This window comes from Streptomyces sp. ICBB 8177, assembly GCF_003144095.1.
Taxonomy (GTDB): Bacteria; Actinomycetota; Actinomycetes; order Streptomycetales; family Streptomycetaceae; genus Streptantibioticus_D.
This window is the reverse complement of record NZ_NSKH01000018.1, coordinates 1,821,911-1,848,029: the sequence shown is the minus strand read 5'-3', so window position 1 is coordinate 1,848,029 and position 26,119 is coordinate 1,821,911. Positions and strand designations below refer to the sequence as shown.

The window sequence follows — 26,119 nt, the reverse complement described above, 5'->3', positions numbered from 1 at the left end:
GTCGTTACCGTCACCCTACCCAGCACAAACGACCGCACCGCCGCCCAAACGAATGAGCGACGGTGCGGTCGTTGACGAAACGGGAGGTCACTCCCACTCGATCGTGCCCGGCGGCTTGCTCGTCACGTCGAGGACGACCCGGTTGACCTCGGCGACCTCGTTGGTGATGCGCGTCGAGATCCGCTCCAGCACCTCGTACGGCAGCCGCGACCAGTCGGCGGTCATCGCGTCCTCGGAGGAGACCGGGCGCAGCACGACCGGGTGGCCGTAGGTGCGGCCGTCGCCCTGGACGCCGACCGAGCGGACGTCGGCCAGCAGCACGACCGGGCACTGCCAGATCTCGCGGTCGAGGCCGGCCGCGGTCAGCTCCTCGCGGGCGATCGCGTCCGCGTCGCGCAGCAGGTCGAGCCGCTCGCGGGTGACCTCACCGATGATGCGGATGCCCAGGCCGGGGCCGGGGAACGGCTGGCGCCAGACGATCTCGGAGGGCAGGCCCAGTTCCTCGCCGACCTTGCGCACCTCGTCCTTGAACAGCTTGCGCAGCGGCTCGACCAGCCGGAACTGGAGGTCCTCCGGCAGGCCGCCGACGTTGTGGTGGGACTTGATGTTGGCGGTGCCGGTGCCGCCGCCGGACTCCACGACGTCCGGGTAGAGGGTGCCCTGCACCAGGAACTCGACCTGCTCGCCGTGCGCGCCCGCGTCGGCGACGACCTCGGAGGCGGCCTGCTCGAAGACCCGGATGAACTCCCGGCCGATGATCTTGCGCTTCTCCTCCGGGTCGGTCTTCCCGGCGAGCGCGGTCAGGAACCGCTCCTGCGCGTCGACCACCTTCAGTTGCACGCCGGTGGCGGCAACGAAGTCCTTCTCGACCTGCTCGGCCTCGCCCTTGCGCAACAGCCCGTGGTCCACGAAGACGCAGGTCAGCTGGGAGCCGACGGCCTTCTGCACGAGGGCGGCGGCCACCGCGGAGTCCACGCCGCCGGACAGGCCGCAGATGACGCGCTTGGTGCCGACCTGCTCGCGGATCGCGGCGATCTGCTCCTCGACCACGTTGTGCGTGGTCCAGGTGGGCTCCAGGCCCGCGCCCCGGTACAGGAAGTGCTCCAGCACCTGCTGCCCGTACGTGGAGTGCATGACCTCGGGGTGGTGCTGGACGCCGTAGAGCCGCAGCGCGTCGTTCTCGAAGGCGGCGACCGGGACCTCGTCGGTGGAGGCGGTGACCGTGAAGCCCTCGGGGGCGGCCGAGCAGGCGTCGCCGTGCGACATCCACACGGTCTGCTCGTCCGGGGTGCCCTCGAACAGGGTCGAGCCGGGCTTGGCGACGTGCAGCGGGGTGCGGCCGTACTCGCGGCGGCCGTTGTTGTCGACCGAGCCGCCGAGGGTGATGGCCATCAGCTGGAAGCCATAGCACATGCCGAAGACCGGCACACCGGCTTCGAACAGCGCACGGTCGAGCCGCGGGGCGCCTTCCTCGTAGACCGACGAGGGGCCGCCGGACAGGATGATCGCCTTCGGGTTCTTGGCGAGCATCTCCGCGACCGGCATGGTGCTCGGCACGATCTCGCTGTAGACCCGGGCCTCGCGGACGCGGCGGGCGATGAGCTGGGCGTACTGCGCTCCGAAGTCGACAACGAGAACGACGTCAGGGGTGTCCGGGGTGTCCGGCGTCGCGTTGTCGAGCGGGGCGGGGGTCGCTGATGCCACGGGCGGCCTTCCGGCGATTGCTACAAGGGATCGGTCTCCGATTCTACCGTTGATACGACGGTTGCCGGATCGGCGCCCGGTTGCGGGCGTGCGGCGGGCTTCGGGGCGGCCTCACCGGGGTTTCGTGGGCGAGCTCGTGGGCGGGCTTGCAGGGGTCCCGTGGGCGGGCTTGCGGGCGGCCTCGTGGGCGGGCTTGCAGGGGGTCCCGTGGGCGGCCCTGGGGAAGGAGGCGGTCGGAGCAGCCGGGCGTCGGGCATAATGGCGGCATGTTCAGCGGCACGCGTTTCGCGTTTACCTATGGCACCGGCCGGCCCGGCTGCCATGGTCACGCTGTCTGAACGAACCCCAGACATCCATCAGGCGCCCCGGACCGGTTTCGGTCCGGGGCGCCTGGCGTCTCCGCGACCGTACGCGCGGCGGGGCTCCGCACCACAGGCAGGAGCCACCGGATGAGCACGAGCAGCACGGCCACGGCCACGACGGAGGCCACGACCGCGATCGGGACGGCGGCCGGGGCGGTCGACACCGGCGCGCGCACCGACGAGGCCGCGGAACTGATCACCGGCGCGCGGGAACGGATCGACGACCTCGACCGGCGGATCGTCGCGCTGGTCCGGGAACGGGTCGCGGTGTCCGAGGGCATCCAGCGGGCCCGCCTGGGCTCCGGCGGGCGGCGCGTCAACCTGGCACGCGAAATGGAGATCATCGGGACGTACAGCGACCAGCTGGGCAAGCCGGGCACCGCGCTGGCGATGACGCTGCTGGAGCTGTGCCGGGGCCGGGTCTGACCCGGGGGCCCCGGCCGCGGCGCGGCCCGGCGCGGGGTGCGCCGGGTAGCCCGTTCGGGGCCCATCACCCGTACGGCACGTGACCGGCCGGGCGGCGGTTCGTTGGACCGAGTGCCGTTCCAGCCAGGGGCGGTCGGGATGGAAACAACCACGCGTGGAGACCGCTCAGGCGCAGCTGAGTGGAGTTCACCGGGGCGATGAGGCGTGCCTGGGTTGCACGTCGTGGGACCTCGCCCCGGTGCCAGAGGTGACCGGTCAGCAGGGGACAGCAGCCCGGTCGCCGCACACAAAGAGGCGGTCGGTCCCGGGGACGCCTGGGCCCGGCCGCTCTGCGAACAACACGCGATGCACCCTACCCATACGCATGCGCTCCCGACTCGTACGCATGGGGTCCCAGGGGCTTACGACGCTCGATCGAGTGAGTCAGCAGGACGCCAGTGGACGCCGACCCCTCCTGGCGCGCCCCTACTCCGCCGTGTCCGGGAGCGGCTCGGCCGTGCCCGGGACCGGGTCCGCCGTGCCCGAAGGCGGCGCGGGCGGCTCCGCACGCCCTGACCTCGCAGAGTCTTCCGCCCTCCCCCGCTTCTTCGGCGGCACCGTCGGCACCGGCAGCACGAGCGCGCCGAAGGCGTCCGGCGGGACGGCGGGACTGCGCGGCGGCACGGGGGCCACGGTCTCGTACGCCTCGCCCTGGGCCGGGCGCGGGTCCGGCTCGCCCTTGTTCGGCCAGAGCGACATCGCCCGTTCCGCCTGCGCGGTGATGGTCAGCGACGGGTTGACGCCGAGGTTGGCGGAGACGGCCGAGCCGTCGACGACCGCGATGCCGGGGTGTCCGTAGAGGCGGTGGTACGGGTCGATGACGCCGTGCTCGCCGTCCTCGCCGATCGGGCAGCCGCCGAGGAAGTGCGCGGTCAGCGGGGTGCCCATGAGTTCGCCGACGTTGCTGCCCGCGAAGCCGTTGATGTCCTCGGCGATCAGCCGGGCCGCCTCGGCGCCCTCGGGGATGAAGTCGGGGTTGGGCGCGCCGTGCCCCTGGCGGGCGGTGAGCAGGCCCTTGCCGACGCCGCCGCGCTTGCGGTACGTGGTCAGCGAGTTGTCGAGGGACTGCATGACCAGGCCGATGATGGTCCGCTCCGACCAGCGGCGGTTGGACAGCGAGCGTGCCGTGAGCACCGGGTGGCGGGCGGAGTTGGCCAGGAAGGCGAGGGAGCGCGGCAGCCGCCCGCCGTGCGGCACCTGGAGGATGGACAGCGCGCCCATCGCGTTGGAGCCGCGGCCGTAGCGGACCGGTTCGATGTGGGTGTTCTCGTCCGGATGGATGGAGGACGTGATGGCGACGCCGCGGGTGAAGTCGGCGCGCCGCTGCCCGGTGCGCGCGCGGTAGCGGCGGTCGGTGGTCTGCGCGCCCACCAGCGCCTCGGAGTTGGTCCGGGTCAGCTCGCCCAGCCGCGGCGAGATGCCGGGCAGCCGTCCCTCGTCCCGCATCCGGTGCAGCAGCGTCTGCGTGCCGTACGTGCCGGCCGCGACGACCACGTAACGGGAGCGCAGCGCCCGGGGCGTGACCTTCGCGCGGCGGCGGCGGTCGGTGGGGGCGACCGTGACGTCGTAGCCGCCCTCGGGGTTCTCGGCGAGCGCGGTGACCGTGGTCATGGGGTGGATGCGGGCGCCGGCGCGTTCGGCGAGGTGGAGGTAGTTCTCGTTGAGGGTGTTCTTGGCGCCGTGGCGGCAGCCGGTCATGCACTCGCCGCACTCGGTGCAGGCCTTGCGGGACGGCCCCGCGCCGCCGAAGTACGGGTCGGGTACCTCGGTCCCCGGCGCGGCCTTCGCCGAACCGTCGGCGTCCTCGCCGTCGCCGAAGAAGACGCCGACCGGGGCCATGTGGAAGGTGTCGCCGACGCCCATCTTCTCGGCGGCGGCCTTCAGATGGACGTCGGAGGGCGTCATCGTCGGGTTGAGCCGCACCCCGAGCATCCGCCGGGCCTGCGCGTAGTAGGGCTCCAACTCCCGCTGCCAGTCGGTGATGTGGCCCCACTGGCGGTCGGTGAAGAACGCCCTGGGCGGCACGTAGAGGGTGTTGGCGTAGTTGAGCGAACCGCCGCCGACCCCGGCGCCGGCCAGGATCATCACGTTGTTGAGCAGGTGGATGCGCTGGATGCCGTACAGGCCGAGCGCCGGGGCCCACAGGTAGTTGCGGATGTCCCAGGAGCTCTTCGGCAGGGTGGCGCGGGTGAAGCGGCGGCCCGCCTCCAGCACGCCGACCGAGTAGCCCTTCTCGGTCAGGCGCAGCGCGCTGACGGATCCGCCGAAGCCCGATCCGATCACGATCACGTCGTAGTCGTACGACACCAGTGCTCAGTCCTTAGGTGGTGCGGGCGGGGTGGCGTGGTGAGGGGACGGGGGCGGGCCGGACCGGCGCGGCTGTTTCAGGCGGCGCGCGCCGGCGAACGCGGTCAGCGCAGGCGGAACGCCTTCATCGCGCGCAGGCTGCGGCTCATGAACGCCGCGTACTTCTCGTCGTCCATGCCGAGCGAGGGCGCCATCGGCAGCAGCCGCTGGGTCGCCACGGTCTGCGCCTCGGTGTACTTGAGGATGCCCTCGGAACCGTGCCTGCGGCCGAGCCCGGAGTCCTTCATGCCGCCCATCGGCGATTGGACGCTGCCGTAGGCGGGCGCGTAGCCGTCGTTGACGTTGACCGTGCCGGTGCGCAAGGCGGCGGCGACGCGGGCGCCGCGGCGGGTGTCGCGGGTCCACACCGAGGAGTTGAGCCCGTACGGCGTGGCGTTGGCACGTTCGATCGCCTCGGCCTCGTCGCGGAAGCGGTAGACGGAGACGACCGGACCGAAGGTCTCCTCGGTGCACACGGCCATCGGGGACTCGACGCCGTCGAGGACGGTCGGCTCGAAGAAGTACGGGCCGACGTCAGGGCGCGCCCGGCCGCCCGCGAGCACCGTGGCACCCTTGGCCACCGCCTCCTCGACGTGCCGCACGACGGCGTCGAGCTGCCGTTGTCCGGCGAGCGAGCCCATGCCCGCGCCGTAGGCGAGCGCGGTGCCGAGCTTGAGGGCCCGGGTGCGGACGGCGAAGCGCTCAAGGAACGCCTCCGCGATCGACTCCTCGACGTACAACCGCTCGATGGAGATGCACAGTTGACCGGCGGAGGAGAAGCAGGCGCGCACCGCGCCCTCGGCGGCCTTGTCCAGGTCGGCGTCGCGCAGCACCAGCATGGCGTTCTTGCCGCCGAGTTCGAGGGAGGCGCCGATCAGCCGGGAGGCGGCACGGGTGGCGACGTCACGGCCGGTGCGGGTGGAGCCGGTGAACGACACGTAGTCGGCGTGCTCCACGACCGCCGGGCCCACGACCGGCCCGTCCCCGATGACGACCTGCCAGACGTCGGCGGGCAGCCCGGCCTCGATGAGCTGCTCGCGGGCCCACAGGGCGGTCAGCGCGGTCTCGGTGTCCGGCTTCATCACGACCGCGTTGCCCGCGACGAAGGCGGGCAGCGCGTCGCCGATGGACAGCTCCAGCGGGTAGTTCCACGGCGCGATCTGCCCGACGACACCGCGCGGGTGGCGCAGCTCCGTGACCTTGGTCAGCACCGGGATGGCGCCGGTGTGCCGCTTGGCGCGCAGGTACGCGGGGGCCTTCAGGCCGTAGTGCCGGGCGGCGACGGTGACCGCCTGGACCTCCTCGTGCGCGTGCAGCCGGGTCTTGCCGGTCTCCAGCTGGATCAGGTCGAGCACCTCGGACTGGCGGCGCAGCACGAGGTCGTGGAAGCGCAGCAGCACGGCGGCGCGCCGCCGCACCGGGGTCTCGGCCCAGGCCCGCTGGGCGGCGCGGGCCCCTTCGAAGGCGGCGGCGACGTCCTCGGGGGTGGCCTCCGGCAGGTCCGCCAGCTTCTCGCCGGTGAACGGCGTGTGGTTGGCGGTACGGCCCGAGCCGGTGACGCCCCGGGTCAGGCGGGCCACCAGCTCCGGGGTGACGACGTCGGCCGCGGTACGGGGACCCGCTGGGAGCACGGGATTGCGGGGGACACCGCCCGGCGTGCCGTCGTCGGTGGCGTCGGGAGCGTCGGGAGTCGTGGCTGAGGCCTGCGCATCCGTCATGGCGCGAGATTACGACCGCCGCGCGCTTTTGGATACCCGGCGGTAACCGGTATTCACGGGTCATCCACAAATGCGCCAGTGATTGCTGGCACGGTGAGGCTTTTTCTGGGGCGAAGGCGGTTTCTTTCTGGGGCGGGAGGGCGGCGGTCAGGCGTTCGGGGGGCGGGGGCGGATGGAGTGGGAGGCGGGGCGTGGGACGCCGCGGGGGCGGGAGACGCTGCGGGTACGGGCGGGAGCGGGCCGGGCGGTCGCTTGAGTTGGCGGGGCCGGGGGGCAGCGGGGCTGGCACGGTTGGGGAACGCCGAGGCCGTCGGGCCCGAGGGCGAAGGCGCAAGGTCGGCGAACGAGCCCGATCGCGGGAGCCACCGCAGTCGCCGGAGCCGTCGCGTCCGCCGGAGTCGCGGAGTGGCCGGAGCCGCCGCGTCCGCCGGATCGCGGAGTGGACGCAGTCGCGGAGCCGCCGGAGTCGCGGAGCGGCCGAAGCCGCCGCGGTGGTCGCGGTCGCCGCGGTCGCCGCGGTCGCCGCGGTGGTCGCGGTCGCCGCGGTCGCCGCGGTCGCCGCGGTCGCCGCGGTCGCCGCGGTCGCCGTCCAGCGTTGGCTCAGGGTGCCGGGGTGCCCGCCAGGGCGTCCTTCAGCGCGTCGCCGATCGCCCGGTGGAAGGTCGGATACGCCCAGATCTGCTCGCGCAGCACCGCCAGCGGTACCCGGGCGTGGACGGCCACCGCGAGCGCCCCGAGGATCTCGCCGCCGTACGGCCCGGCCGCGGTCGCGCCCACCAGGACGCCGCTGAGCATGTCGGCGACCACCTTCACGAAGCCCGCGTTGCCCGTCTGGTGGACATAGCCGCGACTGCTCGCCGCCAGGTCTGTGAACCCGGCGCGCACCGCCAGCCCCCGCTGCCGCGCCTCCGCCTCGGTCAGCCCGACCGCGCCGACCTCCGGATCGGTGAAGGTGACCCGTGGCACGGCGTGGTACGCCGCGGGCGCGCCGCCCTCGCCGAGCACCCCGCGCACCACCAGCTCCGCCTGGTACATCGACACGTGGGTGAACGCGCCCTTGCCGGTGGCGTCGCCCAGCGCCCACACTCCGGGCCTGCCGCCGCCCGGCGCGATCACCCGCATCCGCTCGTCCACCGGGATCGCGCGCGCGTCCGGATCGACCCCGACGGCGACCACGCCCAGCCTGGCCAGCGGGGTACGGCGGCCGGTGGCGACCAGCAGCCGCTGCGCGGTGAAGCGCTCACCGCGGGCGCACCGCATGGTGAAGCCGCAGCTGTCCCCGTACTCCACCGAGCCGACCTCGGCGCCGGTGTGCACGTTCAGCCCGTCCTCGGTCAGGACGCGCAGCAGCAGTTCGTGTGCCTCCGGCTCCTCGCGCGGCAGCAGGCGCGGGGCGCCCTCGACCACGGTCACCGCGGTGCCGAACCTGCTGAACGCCTGCCCCAGTTCCAGACCGATCGCGCCGCCGCCGAGCACCAGCAGGGAGCGCGGCGGCTCCTCGGCGGTGATGGCGTCGCGGTTGGTCCAGTACGGCGTCCTGGCCAGGCCCGGGACCGGTGGCACGGCGGGCTCGCTGCCGACGGCGAGCACGATCGCACGGCGGGCCCGGATCGCGGTCTCGTTGCCGTCGGCGTCCGCGATGGTCACCTCGTCGCGGTCGGTCAGGCGGCCGGTGCCGCGCAGGAAGCGCACGCCGCGCCCGGTCAGCCGGTCCACCGCGATCTTGTCGTCCCAGTCGGTGGTGGCCTCGCGCACGGTGCGGGCGACCGGGTGCCAGTCGGGGTGCACCATCGCCGTCCCGGCGTGCCCGGGAATGCGGCGCCCCTCGGCCAGCAGGTCCGCGTCCCGCACCATGATCTTCGACGGAATGCAGCCGTAGTACGGACACTCCCCGCCGACCAGCCGTTCGTCGACGCCCACCACGTCCAGTCCCGCGTCGGCGAGTCTTCCAGCGGCATCCTCCCCACCGGGGCCGAGCCCCACGACGATCACATCCGCGTAGTCCACCGGACCGGCAGCCATGGGGTCCTCCTCGCGCGCGCTACGTCAGGAGTCCCTTCCCACGGTACGCGCGCGTCCGCCCCGCCGCGTCCCGCTGTCACGGGTGCGGTCGGACGGGCCCCGCACCGGGCACGGCCGCCGTTGAGAGAGGCCCCACGAACGCCTGAGGTCCCTCATGGACACCGCCGGCCGCGGTGCCCGCCGGCGTCCGCCTCCTCTCGTCCGCCGTGTGGCCATCATGGACCCGGGCGGGGCGCCGTGGGAGTTATCCACAGGGTGAAGGTCGCGGGGTCTCCACGGCGTTGAGGTAGGGCAGGCCGTCCAGCGGCCGGCCGGTGAGGAACCGGGCGATCAGGTCGGCGAACTCCTCGATCCTCTCCATGTGCACGAGGTGGTCGGCGCCCCGGACGGTGGTGAAGACCGCGCCGGGCAGTCGCTGCGCGAGCGCGCGGCCCATGGCCGGCGTGGTCAGTGAGTCGTGCTCGCCGGTGAAGACCAGCGTGGGCACCGCCGCCACCCGCTCCGGGCGGTACCACTCGTGGTTGAGCAGGCGGGTGTTGTGGTCGACGACCGCCATCCGGATCTGCCGCGGCGTCTGCTCCATGAACTGCCGGTGGATCAGCCGCGAGATGGCCGCGTGCCGCCGGATGTCACCGGCGCCGGGGTTCGACATGAACCGTCCGACGAGTTGGTCGGCCATGTCGGCATGCCGGTCGTCGTCCAGCATCCGCAGCCACAGCGGCACGGCCCGCGCGTACTCCTCCGGCACGTACGGCGTCATGCCGGCCAGCAGCAGTCGTTCCAGCGTGTCCGGGTAGTGCTGGGCGAACCGCAGCGCGATGGCACCGCCGAAGCAGGCGCCCAGCAGGTTGACACGGGGCATGTCCAGCTCGTGGAGCATGTGGCGGGCGGCGGCGGCCAGGAAGTCCATGCCGTAGCGGGTCGGCAGCGGATCGGCCTCGCCGTAGCCCGGCAGGTCGACGGTGACCACGGGGCACAACGGCGTGAGCCACCGCTCATGCCGCGCCCACGACATCCGGTCCTGTGACGAGCCGCCGAACACCACCAGCGGCGCGACGGCGGCGCCCCCGCCGCCCCCGTCACTCCTGCCGTTGCCCGCGTGCCGCTCACCGTCCGCGTCCGCCCCGCGCACCACCCGGGCGACGAAGCCGAACCCGTCAAAGGAGAGCCGGTGTTCCTCTACGACGTCCGCCGGTCGGTCCACGGGCCTGAGGGCCGGACGCGGTACCGGAACGTGCGCGGAGGTGGTGTCGATGGACATGGGGTGACTCCAAACTCGCGTGCGCCGGACCCGGGTTGTCTATCACCGGGGACGCGCCGCCTCCTCATCCGTCACTCGTTGGAGGGCGAGCCGCGACGAGGCGCCTACGCGAGCGCGTGCGAAGCGTCAACGGCTGCGAAGCGCAAACAGGCCGGCACCTCAAGGAGTATGTGAGGCCGTTCAGGAGGCGCCCGGGCGGAAGCTGCCCGCCGCTGCCGTGAAGTCCGTGTCGACCGAGGCCTGTTGGTCGTCCGGGCCGATGACGAGCACGACGTCGTAGGCGCCGTCGTTCAGCACCGCGAGATTGCGGGCGTACAACTGCTCACCGGAATCGGGGTCGCGCCAGGTGAACGTGCCTTCCGCCGCCGGAGCGCCGGTCAGTTGCACGTTCTTCACGTCCGACGATGACGCCCAGCTGCTCGCGCGGAAGTCGGACAGCTCCGGCTCCTTCTGGTTCTCGTACGTGAGCGGGTCGGAACCGTAACTCGCCACCGTGTCACGTCCGTCGGCGACGACGAGACGATAGGTGGCGTCGTTCGACGCGTAGACCGCCTCGTTGTCCGGGCCGGTGGACCTGGTCCAGCCGTCCGGCACCGCGACGGTGAACCCCGCCGGGTCCTTGCGCAGCGCGAAGCCGGACGGAACGGCGGGCCCCGGCGCCATCGAGTGGTCGCTGGGCGTCGGCGCGTCCTGCGTACCGGTCGACGCCACCGACCCCGTACCGGGCGCGGGCCGCGCGCCGGTGCCGGTACGCCGGTGCGGCATCAGCAGCGTCGCGTACGCGAGTCCGGCCAGTAGCGCGGCGATCACCAATGCGACCAGTAGCAGGCCGAGACGCCGGGGGCCGCGGTGGGCGGGCGCGTCCGCGCGCGTCGCCTGCCGTGTCACGAGCGGCGCTTCGCGCTCCGGTACGGCGACCGGAGTCCGCGGCGTCCTCCTCGCGCGGGCGTGCCGTCCGTGCTCGACGTGACCGCGCGACGCCCTGCGTCCACGCAGCCGCACGAGTTCGCCCTTGCGTCGGACTTCCGGCAGCCTGCGCGGATCGACGTGGTCGGAGGGGACCTGGAGGGTGCGGGTGCCGACGCCTGGTTCGGGCGCCGAGCGGACCAGCGAGCGCAGCCAGCCGCGCAGTTCCTCGAACTCGGGCCGCTCGTCCGGGTCCTGGCGCAGCAGCGACTCCACGACCGGCCGCAACGGACCGCACTCCTCGGCGAGCGCGGGCGGCTGCGCGCACACCAGGGCGACGAGTTCGGTGGCGCTCTCCTCGGGGAACGCCGGGTGCCCCTGCACGCAGCGGAAGAGCAGCGCGCCGAGCGCCCACATGTCGGCCGCCGGGCCGACCGGGGGAGCGAGCTGCCAGTTGCCGCCCACGGGGGCCGCGGCCTGCTCGGGCGCCCAGCGTTCGGTGACCGGTCCGACGACCGTCAGGCGCGCCTGCCAGGCCCGTTCCAGGGCGAGGGCGGAGTCCGGCCCGCCCCAGCCCACGCGATCGCGCGCGCCGCCGCCCTCCGCACGATCGCCGTCACCGCCGCCGACGGCGTCCGCGTCGCCCTGTGCGGTCCCCTCGCGGCGCGGGGCGGTCAACACCTGGGCCGGTACCGGGTCGTAGCCGCACAGCGCCTCCTGCGCCGCGCCGAACGCGAGCCCGTCGAGTATGGCGCGTCCGTCGTCGCAGACCAGCACGGTCTGCGCGGTGATGTTGCGGTGCGCCCAGCCGTGCGCGTGCAGTGCGCCGAGGCCGCCGAGCAGATCGGAGGCCACCTCGGCGGCGCGGTAGGGGCTCAGGCGCTCCTCGGTTATGAGCGCGGCCACCGGCCGGGCGGGCACGAGTTCGGAGACGACCCAAAGGCTGCCGTGCTCGACCAGCACGTCGAAGACCTGTACGAGCCTGGGGTGGTCCGGTACGGCCGCGGCGGCTCGGGCCGCTTCGAGCGCACGGCGGGCCGGATCGCTCCCCTCTCCGCCACCCCCCGCGGCCGGCGCGTCGCCGACGACCTCGGCCTGCACGATCTCGGGCAGCAACAACTGCCGTACCAGGACCTCCTGTTCGCTGTAGGTGTCGAACGCACGGGTCTCCACCAGCTCGAACTCGTCGGCGCGCGGCCGGGGCAGGCGGTACCGGCCGGCCAGCACCCGCCCGGCGTACTCCTCCACGGCCCCTCCCCAAGAGCGCGTCAGTCATCGGCCCACGGCCCGCCCACCGCGGTACGTACCCCCCGAGCATCCGGCCAAGCCCCGGCCGCCCCGGTCACGAGGGACGACGCCGGACACGTCCGGTCGCGCCTGTCCATATCCGATCACACACGGTCCGACTGCGGACGGTCTGCGGACTTTTACGATACGTGCTCGGGGCGGGTCAGTCGGCCGCTTTGAAGGTCTGGAAGAAGGTCCGCCGCATCTGCGCGCAAGAGGCCGCGTTCCAGTCCGCCGCCGGACAACTGAACATGATCGCGTAGCCCGCGTGGGCGTCGGCGAAGCCCCGGTCGACGACGTGCACCGAGGTGCCGTGGTCGGTGCGGGTGAACTCCCAGTCGGCCGCGGTCGCGAAGCTCTGGTACGCGATCTTCTTGATGCCCAGCCCGTGGTAGTCCTGACTGCTGGCGGCGACACTGGGCTCCAACTGCCGCCAGGAGGCCGCCGCGTCCTTGCCGGGCGAGGAGCTGTAGTCGACCTGGACCCGCGGGAAGCCGCCGTCGGAGGCCGCGAAGACCGCGCCCGAGTAGTCGCCGGCGGTGGCTATGCGGTGCCAGCCGGCGGGCAGCGCCATGGAGAAGTGGAAGCCGGAGTCCTGGTGCGTGACATACCCGGCGGGCACACCCGCCGCCGTCCCGTCCGACGCGGAGGCCGGCGGTGCCGACGCGCCCCCGGAGGCGCCGGGGCTCGCGGGGTCGGCCACGCGCGAGGACGTCTGCGCCGAGGGGCTGGTGTTCGCCGCGCCGTTTGCGGCTTCCTTCGAAGTGCCGTGCCGCTGACCGGACTTCGTGCCCGAATTCCCCTTGCCGCCTCCGCCGCCGCTGGCCGCTATGGCGATGACCGTACCGAGCACGACGAGCACGACGACGGCCACCACGACGACCAGCGTGCGGCGCGGAACGACGTCGGTCAGCGACGCGCGGGAGCGGGACAGCGGCGCGGTGGCCGCGACCGGCTTGAGCCGCGGCTCGGGGTCGGGCTTGGCCGCCGCGTTTCGCACGCTGCGCAGCGCGCCGAGCACCTTCTCCTGCGCCGCCTTGGCCGCCTTGGCGGGGTCGGCGCTCTTCTGCCGAGGTACGGACGGCGAGCGGGTCGGCACCGGTGGCGTCGACGCGGCGGAGGCGGCCCGGGTAGCGAGCGCGGGGCGGCGCACGTCGGTGGGCACGGGCTGCGGGTCGGCGGGCAGCACCATGGTGCGCGTCGCCTCGACGACGGGGGTGTCCGGCGCGCTCTGCGCACCGACGAGCAACGCCCGCACGCCCGCGTCGTCGAGCCGCTTGGCGGGATCCTTGATCAGCAGCCCGTGGATGGCCTCCGCGAGCGGCCCCGAGACCTTCGGGCGCTCCAGCGGCTCCGTCATCACCGCGGTCAGCGTGGCGATCGCCGAGCCCTTGTCGTACGGCGGCCTTCCCTCGATCGAGGCGTACAGCAGCGCGCCCAGCGACCACAGGTCGGCGGGCGGGCCCGGCTTCTGGCCGCGAGCGCGCTCCGGCGAGATGTACGAGGGGGCGCCGACCAGCATGCCGGTGGACGTCACGGACGGGTCGCCCTCGACCTGGGCGATGCCGAAGTCGGTGAGCACGACCCGGCCGTCGTCGGCGATCAGGACGTTGGACGGCTTCACGTCACGGTGCAGGATGCCCTCACGGTGCGCGGCACGCAGTACGTCGAGCACGGCGAGCCCGACCTCGGCGGCGCGTCTGGGCGGCAGCGGACCGTCGGCACGGATCACCTCGGACAGCGAACGGCCCTCGACCAGTTCCATGACGATCCACGGGCGGTCGTCCTCCTCGACCACGTCGAAGACGGTCACGGCGCCGTTCGCCCGGATCCTGGCGGTTGCCTTGGCCTCACGCAGCGTTCGCGTGACCAGGCGGCGCTTCTCGTCGTCGTCGACGTTGCCGGGGAAGCGCAGTTCCTTGACGGCCACCGTGCGGCCCAGTGTCTCGTCGACCGCCCGCCACACCGTGCCCATGCCGCCCTTGCCGAGGACCTCGCCGAGGCGGTAGCGGTCGGCGAGGAGACGGCCGGTGGAGCCTTGCGCCTGGGTCATCAACGTCCTTCGCAGATCGGTGTGACGGTGCCTCGGGCGGGCGCACCAGGTGGACTCGGGGTCGATGCGCTTGCCCCGGGCCATTCTCTCTCGCGCCAAGGACATCCGCGTCCCTGCCCCCGGTTCCGCGACCGGCTCCTCACACTTCGACCGGTATGCGGTTGTTCACACTTCGGCCGGTATGCGTCGCGTTTCCGCCCTGCGGCCCCAACCGGCCGCGCGATGACGCCGGTTCACGACGTCGCCGACGGCAGTGTCAGGACGTGGGGCGGAACGTCTTGATCGCGTTCTCGAACACCGGCAGCCAGTTCGCCCAGTCGGCGTCGGGGGCCTGCACGTAGATGGCGTACTCCGTGCCGCCCTCCTGGCCGAAACCGAGGTCGATGGCGTGCTCGAGCTGCGAAGGCCCGTTCCAGGTGAACTCCCAGATGGCCGCCGGCTCCTGGACCCCGTTGACCGTGGTGCTGGTCGCGTTCATCCGCAGCAGACTGTATCCATTGTGGTGCGCCTGCAGGGTCTTCTGCAGATCCTGCCAGTGCTGCAGGGGGCTCGGGCCCGCGAAGTTCTCGATGCTGATGCGCAGGAACGCCGTGTCGCCCTGGTGCTTGGCGTAGTCGATCTCGGTGCCGTTGGACTGCGAGTCGCGAACCCACCCGTCCGGGACCGCAACCGAGAACTTGGCTTTGTCGTTGACGAAGTGGTACCCCGCCGGGGCGGTCGGCTTGGGCGAGGGTGCCGGAGTGGACGGCGCCGGGCTGCCACCGCCCGGCGAGCCGCCCGCGTGGTCGTCGTCGCGGTGACGCACCAACAACAGCCCGCCCGTGCCGAGTCCGACCACCAGGACCAGCGCGGCCACCGTCCACACCAGGACACGCGGGCCGCGCCGCCGTGCCCTGCGCCGGGAACCGCCCTGTCCGCCGGTCCCCGCCTCGGCCGCAGTGTCGGCTCCGCCGTCCGCGCCCACAGCGGCAAGGCCGGTGGTCGTCGCGGTGGCCGGACCCGCGCTCCTGGTGGTGGGCGCGGTCGTCTCCTGGTCCGGCACCGCGCGCGGCTCGGGAACGACGGCGTCGCCGCCGGTGTACGGGGACTCCCCGGAGGCGTGCGACGGCTCGCCGGGGGCGCCCGCCTGCCTCGGCACCACCCCGGTGGGGCCCTCGGCCGCCCCGACGGCACCCGTCGAGGTGGTCGCGCCCGTGGCGCCGTTGGTGCCGATGGCGCCTGTCGCGGTCTCGCCCGCCGCTCCCGGCGCCGTCTCTGCGGTCGCCTCGCCGGTCGCCCAGGACGGCGTCGTACGCGGGCCCTGACCGCCCGCCGCCGGGACACCACGCGGCGGCGTACCGCTGGTGAGCACCGTCTCGACCGAGGAGACGAGCAGCCGCTCCACCTGCGCCGCCGACATCCGCTGCTCCGGATCCTTCTCCAGCAGCGAGGAGATGACCGGGGCGAGCGGGCCCGCGTTGCGCGACGGCGGCACCGGCTCCGCGGCGATGGCGTACGCGGTCTCGATCGGCGTGTCCCGGTGGAACGGTGCCACGCCTTCCACGGCCTGATAGAGCGTCGCCCCGAGCGCCCACAGGTCGGAGGCGGGCCCGGGGCTGCCGCCGGTGATGCGCTCGGGCGCGAGGTAGTCGAACGATCCGATCAGCTCGCCGGTACGGGTGAGCGTGGACGTCCCGGTGGCCGACGCGATGCCGAAGTCGGTCAGAACGATCCGGCCGCCCGGCCAACTGTCGTCCTCCTCCGGCTCGTCGAGCCCTAGCAGCACGTTGGCCGGCTTGACGTCCCGGTGCAGCACGCCGGCACGGTGCGCCGCCCGCAGGGCCGCCACCATGCCGCGCCCTATTCGCGCCGCCTCGCGCGGGGTGATCGGGCCGTCGTTCTTGAGCACGTCGCCGAGGGTGCGTGACTGCACGTACTCCATGACGATGCACGGCAGGCCCTCGTCCTCGACCACGTCGTGCACCACGACCACGTTGGGGTGGGTGATGCGGGCCGCGCTGCGGGCCTCGCGGCGCGTGCGCTCGTACAGCGTCTCGCGCTCGTCGTCGTGCAACTGCGGTGGCACACGCAGCTTTTTCACCGCGACCTGGCGGCCGAGCAGTTCGTCCTCGGCTCGCCAGACCGTGCCCATGCCCCCGCGGCCGATCATTTCGGCCAGCCGGTACCTCCCGGACACCAGCCGCCCCTGGTCGGACACCCTCCGCCCCTCTCGTCCCCCGTCACGCCTGATGCAGGTGTGGCCGCACGGTCTAAAGGGGCACGATATCCGGCGCGCCCAAGCGCGCCGCGTCCGCGGTCAGATCGTCGGGCTGACGCTGCGATTCCCGCTCCGCCTCGACCCGCTTCTCGTAGTGCTCGATCTCCTTCTCGACCTGCTGCTTGTCCCAGCCCAGGACGGGTGCGACCAGCTCTGCGGCCTCCCGCGCGCTCAACGCCCCCCGGTCGAACGTCTCGATGGAGATCCGGGTGCGCCGCGTCAGCACGTCGTCCAGATGGCGGGCACCCTCGTGCGAGGCCGCGTAGACGACCTCCGCGCGCAGGTAGTCGTCGGCGGCGGCGAGCGGCTCGCCCAGTGACGGGTCCTCGGCGATCAGGTCCAACACCTCCTGCGCCAGCGACCCGTAACGGTTGAGCAGGTGCTCGACCCGTACGACGTGCAGCCCGGTGCGCGCGGCGATGCGTGCCCGCGCGTTCCACAGCGCGTGGTAGCCGTCGGCCCCGGCGAGCGGGACCTCCTCGGTGCAGCAGTCTGCGACCCGCCGGTCCAGCCCGTGCACGGCCGCGTCCACCGCGTCCTTGGCCATCGCCCGGTAGGTGGTGTACTTGCCGCCCGCCACGACCACCAGGCCCGGCACCGAGTGCGCCACCGTGTGCTCGCGCGACAGCTTGCTGGTCGCCTCCGACTCACCGGCCAGCAAGGGGCGCAATCCGGCGTACACGCCCTGCACGTCGTCCCGCGTGAGAGGGACCGCCAGCACGGAGTTGACGTGCTCCAGCAGGTAGTCGATGTCGGCGCTGGACGCGGCGGGGTGCGCCTTGTCCAGGTCCCAGCCGGTGTCGGTGGTGCCCACGATCCAGTGCCTCCCCCACGGGATCACGAACAACACACTCTTCTCGGTGCGCAGGATCAGCCCGGTCGAGGAGTGGATCCGGTCCTTGGGCACGACCAGATGGATCCCCTTGGACGCCCTGACGTGGAACTGCCCCCTCTCCCCCACCATCGCCTGTGTCTCGTCGGTCCACACCCCGGTCGCGTTGACGACCTGGCGGGCGCGGACCTCGTACTCGCCGCCCTGCTCCACATCCTGCACCCTGGCACCGACAACGCGTTCCCCCTCGCGGAGGAAGCCGGTGACGCGAGCCCGGTTGGCGACCGCGGCACCGTAGGAGGCAGCCGTGCGCACCAACGTGGCCACGTAGCGCGCGTCGTCCATCTGGGCGTCGTAGTACTGCAGCGCGCCGACCAGAGCGTCCTTGCGCAGGCAGGGGGCGACCCGCAGCGCGTGGGTGCGGGTGAGATGGCGGTGGACGGGAAGGCCGCGGCCGTGCCCGGAGGAGACCGACATGGTGTCGTAGAGCGCCACGCCCGAGCCCGCGTACAGCCGCTCCCAGCCGCGGTGCTGGAGCGGGTAGAGGAACGGCACCGGTTTGACCAGGTGCGGGGCCAGGCGGTTGATCAGCAACCCGCGTTCCTTGAGCGCCTCCCTGACGAGCGCGAAGTCCAGCATCTCCAGATACCGCAAGCCGCCGTGGATGAGCTTGCTGGACCGGCTCGAGGTGCCCGACGCCCAGTCACGCGCCTCGACCAGTCCGGTCAGCAGGCCCCGGGTCGCGGAATCCAGGGCGGTGCCGGCGCCGACCACCCCGCCGCCGACCACCAGGACGTCGAGTTCCTGCTCCGCCATCCGGGCCAGCGCCTGCGCGCGTTCCTGCGGCCCCAGTTGCGCCGATTTCACTGCGCCTCCTCGCTCGCGCTTCCTCGCGCCCGGTCTCTCCCGTGCCGCCCTGGCCCTTCCCCTCGATGGTGACCGGCGAAGGGGCCACGCGCCACACGAAGCGTTCAATACTGAATATCAGTCATATTTCTGCTTAGCCTTAAATGGCTTCATCCAGGAATTCTGGACCGCGCAGGTCCGGGACGACACGCGGTCCGGCCCGGGCCGCGCCGTGCGCGACACCTAAGGGGCTGACCTTCCATGCCCGCAGACCTCGCCGTCATCGGACTCCGCCACTTCGGACTGCCTCTCGCCCAGTCCGCCACCGCCGCCGGGATCGACGTCATCGGCTACGACACCGACCCGGCCATCACTGCGGGCCTGAACGCAGGGCGCTCCCACCTCGACGGTCTCACCGCGGCCGAGGTACGGCGAATGCTGGCCACCGGATTCCGCGCCACCGGTGACCCCGCTGTCCTGGGCCGCACCCGTACCGCCGTGATCTGCGCACCGACCTCCCTGGGCGAGGACCGCGCCCCCGACCTGTCCGCGGTGACCGAGGCGGCCCGCACCCTGGCCGCGCACCTGCGCCCGCACACCACCGTCGTCCTGGAGTCGACCGCGTACCCGGGAACGACGGAGGAAATCCTGCGCCCGATCCTGGAACGCGGTTCCGGCCTGCGCGCCGGCCGCGACTTCCACCTCGCCTACTCCCCCAGCCGCCTCGACCCCGGCAACCGGCACCACGGCATCGCCAACACCCCCAAGGTCATCGGCGGCCTCACCCCCGCCTGTACCGAGGCCGCCGCCGCCTTCTACGGCCGCCTCACCGAACGCGTCGTGCGGGCCCGCGGTCCCCGCGAGGCCGAGGCGGTCAAGCTGCTGGAGACCAACTACCGGCAGGTGAACATCGCGCTGGTCAACGAGATGGCCGTCTTCTGCCACGACGCGGGCATCGACCTGTGGGACGTGATCCGCTGCGCCGAGACCAAGCCGTTCGGCTTCCAGGCGTTCCGCCCCGGCCCCGGCGTCGGCGGCCACGGCATCGCGCTGGACCCGAACTACCTGTCCTATCCCGCCCGCACCCTCGGCTACCCGCTGCGCATGGTCGAACTGGCCCAGGAGGTCAACGCCCGCATGCCCCGCTACGTCGTCCAGCGCTGCGCCGCGCTGCTCAACGAACACGGCAAGTCGGTGCGCGGCGCGCGCGTCCTGCTGTTGGGCGTCACCTACAAGGCCGACGTCGCCGACGACGAGGGCGCACCGGCGCGCGAGGTCGCCTCGCGGCTGCTGGACCTCGGCGCGTCCCTCAGCTACCACGACCCTTACGTCCCGGACTGGCGCGTCCTGGACCGCCCGGTCCCCCGCGCCGACTCCCTGTGGGAGGCCGCGGCCGACGCCGACCTGACGGTCCTCCTCCAGCACCACCGCACGTACGACCTCCAGGGGCTGGCGGTGAAGGCTCAGCTCCTGCTGGACACCCGCGGAGCCACTCCGGCGGGGGCGGCGGCACGGTTGTAGCGGCGGCCGGGCAGCGACTCCGGGCGCGTCGCTGTGCGGGCGGGCGGGGCGATCGGGCAGGCGGGAAGCCGCCGTCCTCGGGCGGGGCGACCGCACTCCTCGGGCGGGCGTCGCCGTGGTCGCCCGAGGGTTCTCAAGGCGCCTTCGGTCGGTCTGGTGAGATCGGTCCGGTGGGAGCGGTTCCGATGAGATCGGTTGAGGTCGGTCCGGTGGGAGGCGGGGCGGAGGACTGTGGAGTGGCTGGTGGCCGCCTAGTCCTTGTCTTCCGGCGCGGGGCCCTTCGGCGTCTCGCCGTCCGGGAAGGGTCCCCCGGGAGACGACCCGGCCGCGCCGGGGCCGGACCCGTCCGGGCCAGGGCCGTCGGGGGCCTGCCTGCGGCGGGCCTGCCGCATCTTGAACGCTCCGGCCAGGAACGCCAGCAGGACGCCGCCCGCGATGACGCCGATCGCCAGCGGGGAGATCTTGCTGACCCGGACCTGGAAGGTGATCGGGCTCCCCCAGGGACGGTCGTTCGCCGTCGTGTAGAGCTGTGCGGTGACCTGCACCGGACCGTTGGCGTGCGCCTGCGCCCGCACCTGCACGGTGTGGTTGGCCTCGGCCGCCGCGCGTACGGCCGTGGTGGGGTTGCCGATCGTGACCCGGTCGGACGCCGAGGAGGTGACCCGCAGCTCCAGTCCGCTCAGGGGCTGCTGCAGTCCGTTGGCGACCGTGACCGGGATCGACGCCGAGTTTCCCGCCATCGTGACCGTGCCGAGCTTGGGCAGCAGGCGCACGGACGTTATCGACTTGTCCACATAGGCACGCACTCCTTTCGTGTACGAGGTCTCGCTGCCGGTGTCGCCACTGACCGCGTCCACCCGCCACCCGGTGGATACGGCTCGCAGCATTCCGCGGTGCACCGCGTCCGTGGTCCGGGCCGGGGCGGACAGCACCAGGGACAAGGTGTCGAGGTCCGGCTCGATCGCGGCTACCGCGTGAAGATCGTCCGCCGACAGCTCGCTCCCCCGCAAGGCCTGTGGATAACTCTCCGGAGGGCCGACCGAGGCGGTGGGGGTCTTGTCGGCGGAGACGGAGACGGAGACGGGGCTTGTGGCGGGGGCGGAGCTTGTGGGCGGGTTGGAGCTTGTGGCGGAGACGGTTGGGCGGGTGGGCGCGATGGCTACGGGGATGGCGGGGGTGGCGGGGGCTCGCCCGGAAACCGGGCCGAGGCCCCCTGGAGCGGCGGAGGCCGTGGAGGCCCCGTCGGGGGCACCGGAAGCCATGGAAGCCTCGCCGGGGGCACCGGAGGCCGTGGGACCCTCGCCGGAGGCGCTGGAGGCCAAAGGAACCTCATCGGAGGTGCCGGAGGCCGTGGAAGCCGTACCGTCGACCGTGGAAGCCGTACCGTCGACCGTGGAAGCCGTGTCGGAGGCCGCACGAGGCGTTGGGGACGCGTTCGCGATGCCGTTCAGGCCGACGACCTTGGCCCATCCTGCCCCCTGGGCTGCCTTCAACGCCGCCGCGAGGGCCTGGGCGGTCGAGGCGGACATCTGCCGCGGCGGTACGACGAGCAGACCGCCCGGCCCGTCCGGAGCATCGCGCTCGGCGCTGAGCAGGTCGCCCAGGATCTCCTGGCGGGCGGAGGCCACGTCTCCGGCGCCTGCCGGCGACCGGGTCAGGACCGAGTCGATCGCCGGATCGCCGACCAGCGCGGTCGCCCCGCCGCCGATCGAGACCTTCGGCTCGGAGGCACCGGTGCTCAGACCCTGACCGGAGGCGAGGAGGACGGTCGAACCCAGCTTCTTCGCCAGGGCGGCGATGCCGGTGTCCAGGGCGCCCGCGTACGGCCAGGCCACGTCGTCGCGCACCGACGTCCGCAGCGTCCGCGCCGCCGTGGTCTCGCCCAAGCTCACCGAGTCGTGGAGGAGCGTGGCGAGCGGTCCGGTGTCCGCGCCCTGGCGCGCGATCGAGGCCAGGTCGGGGTCGGCGTACGGCAGAGCGACCACCGAGCCGTCTTTCACCGCACCGCGGATCGCCGTCAGCCACGAGGAGGCCACCGTGTCGCCTGTGCCGGGCACGCTGTCCTGGGGGCTGCCGCTGTCCGGGGTGTTCGCGACGCGGTAGCCGCCCGCCATGCCCTGCGCCTCGTCCAGCAGCGCGGGATCGACCGTCCAGGTGACCGGCAGTCCGGCGGCGACCGCGACGACCTGGTGCAGGCGGCCTCCGTCTGCGAACTCACGGGCCAGTTCGTCGTCCCGGAAGACGGGCTGCGCCGCGTCGCCCTCACCGAGCGAGACGGCCTCTTCGTGCGGCGTGTCGGTGACCGGCCAGACAGCGGCGACGTCCAGCGGCTTGCCCTGCGTGCCGGGCGGATACCAGGGCAGCCGCACCCGGAGCTGTCCCAGCCGCGAGCCGCCCGACGACCCGGCCAGCGCCAGGGTGAGCGTGTAGTCGCCTGCTCCGCGCAGATTCAGCGCCGACACCGGCACCTTGAACGTGAACGGCAGCGTCTCACCGGGCACCACCGCGGCCACCGGCTCGGTGTGTCCGGTGACCTCGCCACCATCGCCCACATGTACGCCCAGATGGCTGCCGGTGATCTGGTGGTCCGTGGCGTTGGCCAGGTCTCCGGTGATCGTGAGGGTGTCGTCCGGTTTCGGGAGGGACGGGGTGAACGCGTTCAAGGTGACGGTTACCGGGTCGCCGAGGGGGGTCTGTCGAACGCGGGCGGCGGGAGCGACAGCGGCGGACCGCGCGTGGTCCGGTAGGGCGCGGCCCGGCTGGCCCGCGGCCGCCCGCGCCGGGACTGCGAGAAGGACGAGCGCCACGGCCACCGCGAGCGCCAACAGGCGCGTCGACCGCCGCAGGGCACGGCAGTGCGCCCCCGCCGCGCACCTCGCGCCGCTCACCACCTGTCAACGTTCTCCCTGCCGTCCCGGTTCCCGCCTGACTGCGCCGGACTCCGCCCGACCTCGCCGTCTGCCGACGCCCTCGGCGCCCGGATCGGTTCGGCCAAGTCCGGCCCGGCCGACGCCTGCCCGGCCGGCCTGGCTCGCCGTCAGCCCTTGTACGCCAGGTACGAGTTGGGGGTCGCGTCCATGACGGTACGCAGGGCCTCGTAGTTCTCGACGCACTTGCCGGTGCCCACCGCCACGCAGTCGAGCGGCGAGTCGGCGACGATGACGGGGATGTCGAAGGCACTGCTCAGCCGTGCGTCGAGACCCGGCAGGAGCGCGCCGCCACCCGTAAGCACGATGCCGTGGTCCATGATGTCGCCCGCCGGCTCCGGGGGGCAGGAGTCCAGGGTCTGCCGCACGGCGTCGATGATCATCTCCACGGGATCGTTGATCGCGTGACGTATCTGCGCGGTTTCCAGCTCCAAGGTCTTCGGCAGGCCGCTGACCTGGTCACGACCCCGGATCCTGCACCGCTGCTCGCCTTCGGGCGTGGAGCCGACCGCCGTCACCAGGCCCACCGACGACTCCGGGTCGGCCTCACGACCGCCACGTGGACCGGCGGCGTCGGAGGCGTCGTCCATCGGGCCGTCGGCGGCGGCGCCCAGGTCCTCCTCGAGTTCGCGATCGAGCAGGCCCAGGCCGTCCGGCCAGTAGCCCGCGGGCGCGGCAGAACCGATGGCCATCTTCACCTCTTCGGCGGTACGTTCGCCGATGACGAGGGTGTGTTCTCGTTTCACGTAGTTAGCGATCGCCGCGTCGATGGCGTCCCCCGCCGTCCGTACGGACCGGGCGGTGACGATGCCGCCGAGCGAGATGACCGCGACCTCCGTCGTGCCGCCGCCGATGTCCACGATCATGGAGCCGACCGGTTCGCTCACCGGCAGCCCCGCGCCGATGGCCGCCGCCATGGGCTCGTCGATCAGGTACACCTGGCGTGCGCCCGCGGTGGTGGCGGCCTCGACGACCGCGCGTCGTTCGACACTGGTGATGCCCGCGGGAACGCACACCACCACGCGGGGGCGGCTGAAGCGGCGCCGGTTGCCGGCCACCTTGCGGATGAAGTGGGCGAGCATCCGCTCCGCCATGTCGAAGTCGGCGATCACCCCGTCACGCAGGGGGCGTACGGCGACAACGTGGGAAGGTGTTCGCCCGATCGTGGACTTGGCGTCGGTTCCGACGCTGATGACCTCACCACCCACGGCGTTGACGGCCACCACTGACGGCTCATTGAGCACGATGCCCTCGCCCCGCACGTACACCAGGGTGTTCGCGGTGCCGAGGTCTATGCCCAGGTCTCGTCCGGAAAAAGACTTCCTATGCGCCATAAATCTGATTATTAGGTGGCTGTGCGTCAGTCGCCTGTTGGGCAGCAAATGGCCCAACGGCGTCACCCTCGCGTCACCCGGTCATTCGTCACCGGTGCTCCGCTCGCCCGTGATTGAGGTGCCCTCAGGCGGCCCAGCGCGCCCATCGGGCGCTACCCACCTGGTCAGGCCCTCTTGTCAGTAGCGACTGCTAGCCTTCAGGCCACCATCAACTTCAGGCCATAACTTCACTACTCGGGGGATCTCATGAGCACGCCGCTGCAAGAGCCACCAAGGGGCGATTCCTTCGGCTCTCAGCCACCACCGCCGCAGGGTTACACCGCCGCCCCGCAGCCGGGTTACGGCTTCCCGCCCCAGCAGCAGGCTCAGGGCGGCTACCCGGCACCTGTCCCCTACCCGCCCGGCGGCGCCTTCCCGTCACCGCTCGCCGTGCCGCAGCGTCCTGAACGGTTCGGGCTCGGCCTGCTGGCGGGGCTCGGCGCGGCGGTCGTCGCCATCGTCTTCTACGCGGCGGTGCTCCACTTCACCAACCACCAGGTCGGCTACGTCGCGATCGTCGTCGGTCTGGTCGTGGGAGCGGCGATGGGCAAGGTGGGTGGCCGCAGCGCCGGACTGCCGGTGATGGCCGCGGTCATCTCACTGCTCGCGGTCTGGCTGGGGCAGCTGGTCGGCATGGCGTGGACGATCAACCACATGTACGGCATCCCGTTCACCGAGGTCCTGTTCACCCACTTCAACGACCTGGTGAAGGCGTGGAAGGACTCGTTCGTCAGCGCCATGGACGTGCTCTTCTTCGCGATAGCCGGCGCCGAGGGGTTCGTCATCGCGCGTCGCGCGGGTCAGGCCCAGCGCTGATCCCATCTGCCGCACTTCGGCCGGGGGCATGCGAAGGGCCCGGGACTCGTAGTCGAGTCCCGGGCCCTTGCCCCGCCTCACCCCTCGCGCCGACACACGGAATGCGGCGAACGGATTCGTACGGCGATGACGCCACTGGTCACCGACCCCGGCGAAGGTGCCGGCGCCGTACGCCACCGGCACCGCGACATCCGTCGCAGGTACAGGCACGGCGCGCTCAGCGCACGTACGGCACCGGGGAAGTGCCTCAGCTCAGCGGTGGGCCACCGGAGCGACCGTCACCTCGACGCGCTGGAACTCCTTGAGGTCCGAGTAGCCGGTCGTGGCCATGGCGCGGCGCAGCGCGCCGAAGAAGTTCATCGAGCCGTCCGGGGCGTGCGACGGGCCGAGCAGGATCTCCTCGGTGGTGCCGGCGGCGCCGAGGTTCATCCGCTTGCCGCGCGGCAGCTCCTCGTGCACCGCCTCCATGCCCCAGTGGAACCCGCGGCCGGGCGCGTCGGTGGCGCGGGCCAGCGGCGAGCCCATCATGACCGCGTCGGCGCCGCAGGCGATCGCCTTGGGCAGGTCGCCGCTGGCGCCGAAGCCACCGTCCGCGATGACGTGCACGTAGCGGCCGCCGGACTCGTCCATGTAGTCGCGGCGGGCGGCGGCCACGTCGGCCACCGCGGTCGCCATCGGCACCTGGATGCCCAGCACGTTGCGCGTGGTGTGCGCGGCGCCGCCGCCGAAGCCGACCAGGACGCCCGCCGCGCCGGTGCGCATCAGGTGGAGGGCCGCCGTGTAGGTGGCGCAGCCGCCCACGATGACGGGCACGTCCAGCTCGTAGATGAACTGCTTGAGGTTGAGCGGCTCGTGCGAACCCGACACGTGCTCGGCGGAGACGGTCGTCCCGCGGATCACGAACAGGTCCACGCCCGCGTCCACCACGGCCTTGGAGAACTGCGCGGTGCGCTGCGGGGAGAGCGCGGCGGCGGTGACCACGCCCGCGTCGCGCACCTCCTTGATGCGCTGGCCGATCAGTTCCTCGCGGATGGGGGCGGCGTAGATCTCCTGGAGGCGCTTGGTCGCCCTCAGGTCGTCCAGTTCGGCGATCTCGGCGAGCAGCGGCTCGGGGTCGTCGTAGCGGGTCCACAGGCCTTCGAGGTTGAGTACCCCGAGGCCGCCGAGGTTGCCGATGCGGATCGCGGACTCCGGGGAGACCACGGAGTCCATCGGCGCGGCCAGGAAGGGCAGCTCGAAGCGGTAGGCGTCGATCTGCCAGGCGATCGAGACCTCCTTGGGGTCCCGGGTGCGCCGGCTCGGGACGACGGCGATGTCGTCGAATGCGTACGCCCTGCGGCCCCGCTTGCCTCGCCCGATCTCGATCTCAGTCACTGTTCGCTATGCCTTTCCTCGTGGCCTGCACGCCCAGTATCCCAGGCCC

15 protein-coding genes are annotated in these 26,119 nt (G+C 72.7%); 3 read left to right on the top strand and 12 right to left on the bottom strand.

What is annotated here, in order from left to right:
• Positions 1–87 precede the first annotated feature (87 nt).
• Entirely contained in the window at positions 88–1,704 is a 1,617-nt protein-coding gene (gene guaA / locus CK485_RS16780) for a glutamine-hydrolyzing GMP synthase (RefSeq protein WP_109451431.1), read from the bottom strand.
• Between the two features lie 449 nt (positions 1,705–2,153).
• On the opposite strand from guaA, the gene CK485_RS16775 reads away from it, so the two are divergent.
• Positions 2,154–2,492 carry a chorismate mutase gene (locus CK485_RS16775; protein WP_109451429.1) on the top strand — a complete coding sequence of 113 codons (339 nt, stop codon included), beginning with the start codon at positions 2,154–2,156 and terminating at the stop codon, positions 2,490–2,492.
• 465 nt (positions 2,493–2,957) lie between these two features.
• Here CK485_RS16775 and CK485_RS16770 read toward each other — a convergent pair whose 3' ends face one another.
• The 8 genes from CK485_RS16770 to CK485_RS16730 form a co-directional block, all read right to left on the bottom strand.
• Positions 2,958–4,841, bottom strand: coding sequence for a GMC oxidoreductase (locus tag CK485_RS16770; RefSeq protein WP_109451427.1), 1,884 nt, complete (start codon positions 4,839–4,841; stop codon positions 2,958–2,960).
• A gap of 101 nt (positions 4,842–4,942) precedes the next feature.
• Positions 4,943–6,595 (bottom strand): succinic semialdehyde dehydrogenase, encoded by a 1,653-nt coding sequence (locus CK485_RS16765; RefSeq protein ID WP_109451426.1) that lies wholly within the window; start codon positions 6,593–6,595, stop codon positions 4,943–4,945.
• Positions 6,596–7,195: 600 nt separating this feature from the next.
• Positions 7,196–8,617: an NAD(P)/FAD-dependent oxidoreductase gene (locus tag CK485_RS16755; protein ID WP_109451424.1), complete on the bottom strand. Its 1,422-nt coding sequence runs from the start codon at positions 8,615–8,617 to the stop codon at positions 7,196–7,198.
• 244 nt (positions 8,618–8,861) lie between these two features.
• Positions 8,862–9,878, bottom strand: a complete 1,017-nt coding sequence (locus tag CK485_RS16750; protein ID WP_109451422.1) for an alpha/beta hydrolase — start codon at positions 9,876–9,878, stop codon at positions 8,862–8,864.
• Positions 9,879–10,058: 180 nt separating this feature from the next.
• Positions 10,059–12,032 (bottom strand): protein kinase, encoded by a 1,974-nt coding sequence (locus CK485_RS16745; protein ID WP_109451421.1) that lies wholly within the window; start codon positions 12,030–12,032, stop codon positions 10,059–10,061.
• A 202-nt stretch (positions 12,033–12,234) separates the two neighbouring features.
• Positions 12,235–14,124: a serine/threonine-protein kinase gene (locus CK485_RS16740; protein WP_109451419.1), complete on the bottom strand. Its 1,890-nt coding sequence runs from the start codon at positions 14,122–14,124 to the stop codon at positions 12,235–12,237.
• A gap of 256 nt (positions 14,125–14,380) precedes the next feature.
• Positions 14,381–16,321, bottom strand: coding sequence for a serine/threonine-protein kinase (locus CK485_RS16735; protein ID WP_109451417.1), 1,941 nt, complete (start codon positions 16,319–16,321; stop codon positions 14,381–14,383).
• Between the two features lie 52 nt (positions 16,322–16,373).
• The gene (locus CK485_RS16730) at positions 16,374–18,080 is read right to left on the bottom strand and encodes a glycerol-3-phosphate dehydrogenase/oxidase (protein ID WP_109451415.1); all 1,707 of its coding nucleotides are present in this window, start codon (positions 18,078–18,080) and stop codon (positions 16,374–16,376) included.
• A 240-nt stretch (positions 18,081–18,320) separates the two neighbouring features.
• Here CK485_RS16730 and CK485_RS16725 point away from each other — a divergent pair, with 240 nt between their 5' ends.
• Positions 18,321–19,580 carry a nucleotide sugar dehydrogenase gene (locus CK485_RS16725; protein WP_109451414.1) on the top strand — a complete coding sequence of 420 codons (1,260 nt, stop codon included), beginning with the start codon at positions 18,321–18,323 and terminating at the stop codon, positions 19,578–19,580.
• A gap of 251 nt (positions 19,581–19,831) precedes the next feature.
• Here the strand turns inward: CK485_RS16725 and CK485_RS16720 are convergent, their stop codons facing one another.
• Together CK485_RS16720 and CK485_RS16715 are read right to left on the bottom strand one after the other, a co-directional pair.
• Positions 19,832–22,243, bottom strand: a complete 2,412-nt coding sequence (locus tag CK485_RS16720; RefSeq protein ID WP_109451412.1) for a hypothetical protein — start codon at positions 22,241–22,243, stop codon at positions 19,832–19,834.
• 374 nt (positions 22,244–22,617) lie between these two features.
• Positions 22,618–23,841, bottom strand: coding sequence for a rod shape-determining protein (locus CK485_RS16715; protein WP_109451410.1), 1,224 nt, complete (start codon positions 23,839–23,841; stop codon positions 22,618–22,620).
• Positions 23,842–24,087: 246 nt separating this feature from the next.
• Between CK485_RS16715 and CK485_RS16710 the strand changes: the two genes are divergently transcribed.
• Entirely contained in the window at positions 24,088–24,696 is a 609-nt protein-coding gene (locus CK485_RS16710; protein WP_146214553.1) for a hypothetical protein, read from the top strand.
• A gap of 252 nt (positions 24,697–24,948) precedes the next feature.
• Here CK485_RS16710 and CK485_RS16705 read toward each other — a convergent pair whose 3' ends face one another.
• Positions 24,949–26,070 (bottom strand): GuaB3 family IMP dehydrogenase-related protein, encoded by a 1,122-nt coding sequence (locus CK485_RS16705; RefSeq protein WP_109451406.1) that lies wholly within the window; start codon positions 26,068–26,070, stop codon positions 24,949–24,951.
• Positions 26,071–26,119 lie beyond the last annotated feature (49 nt).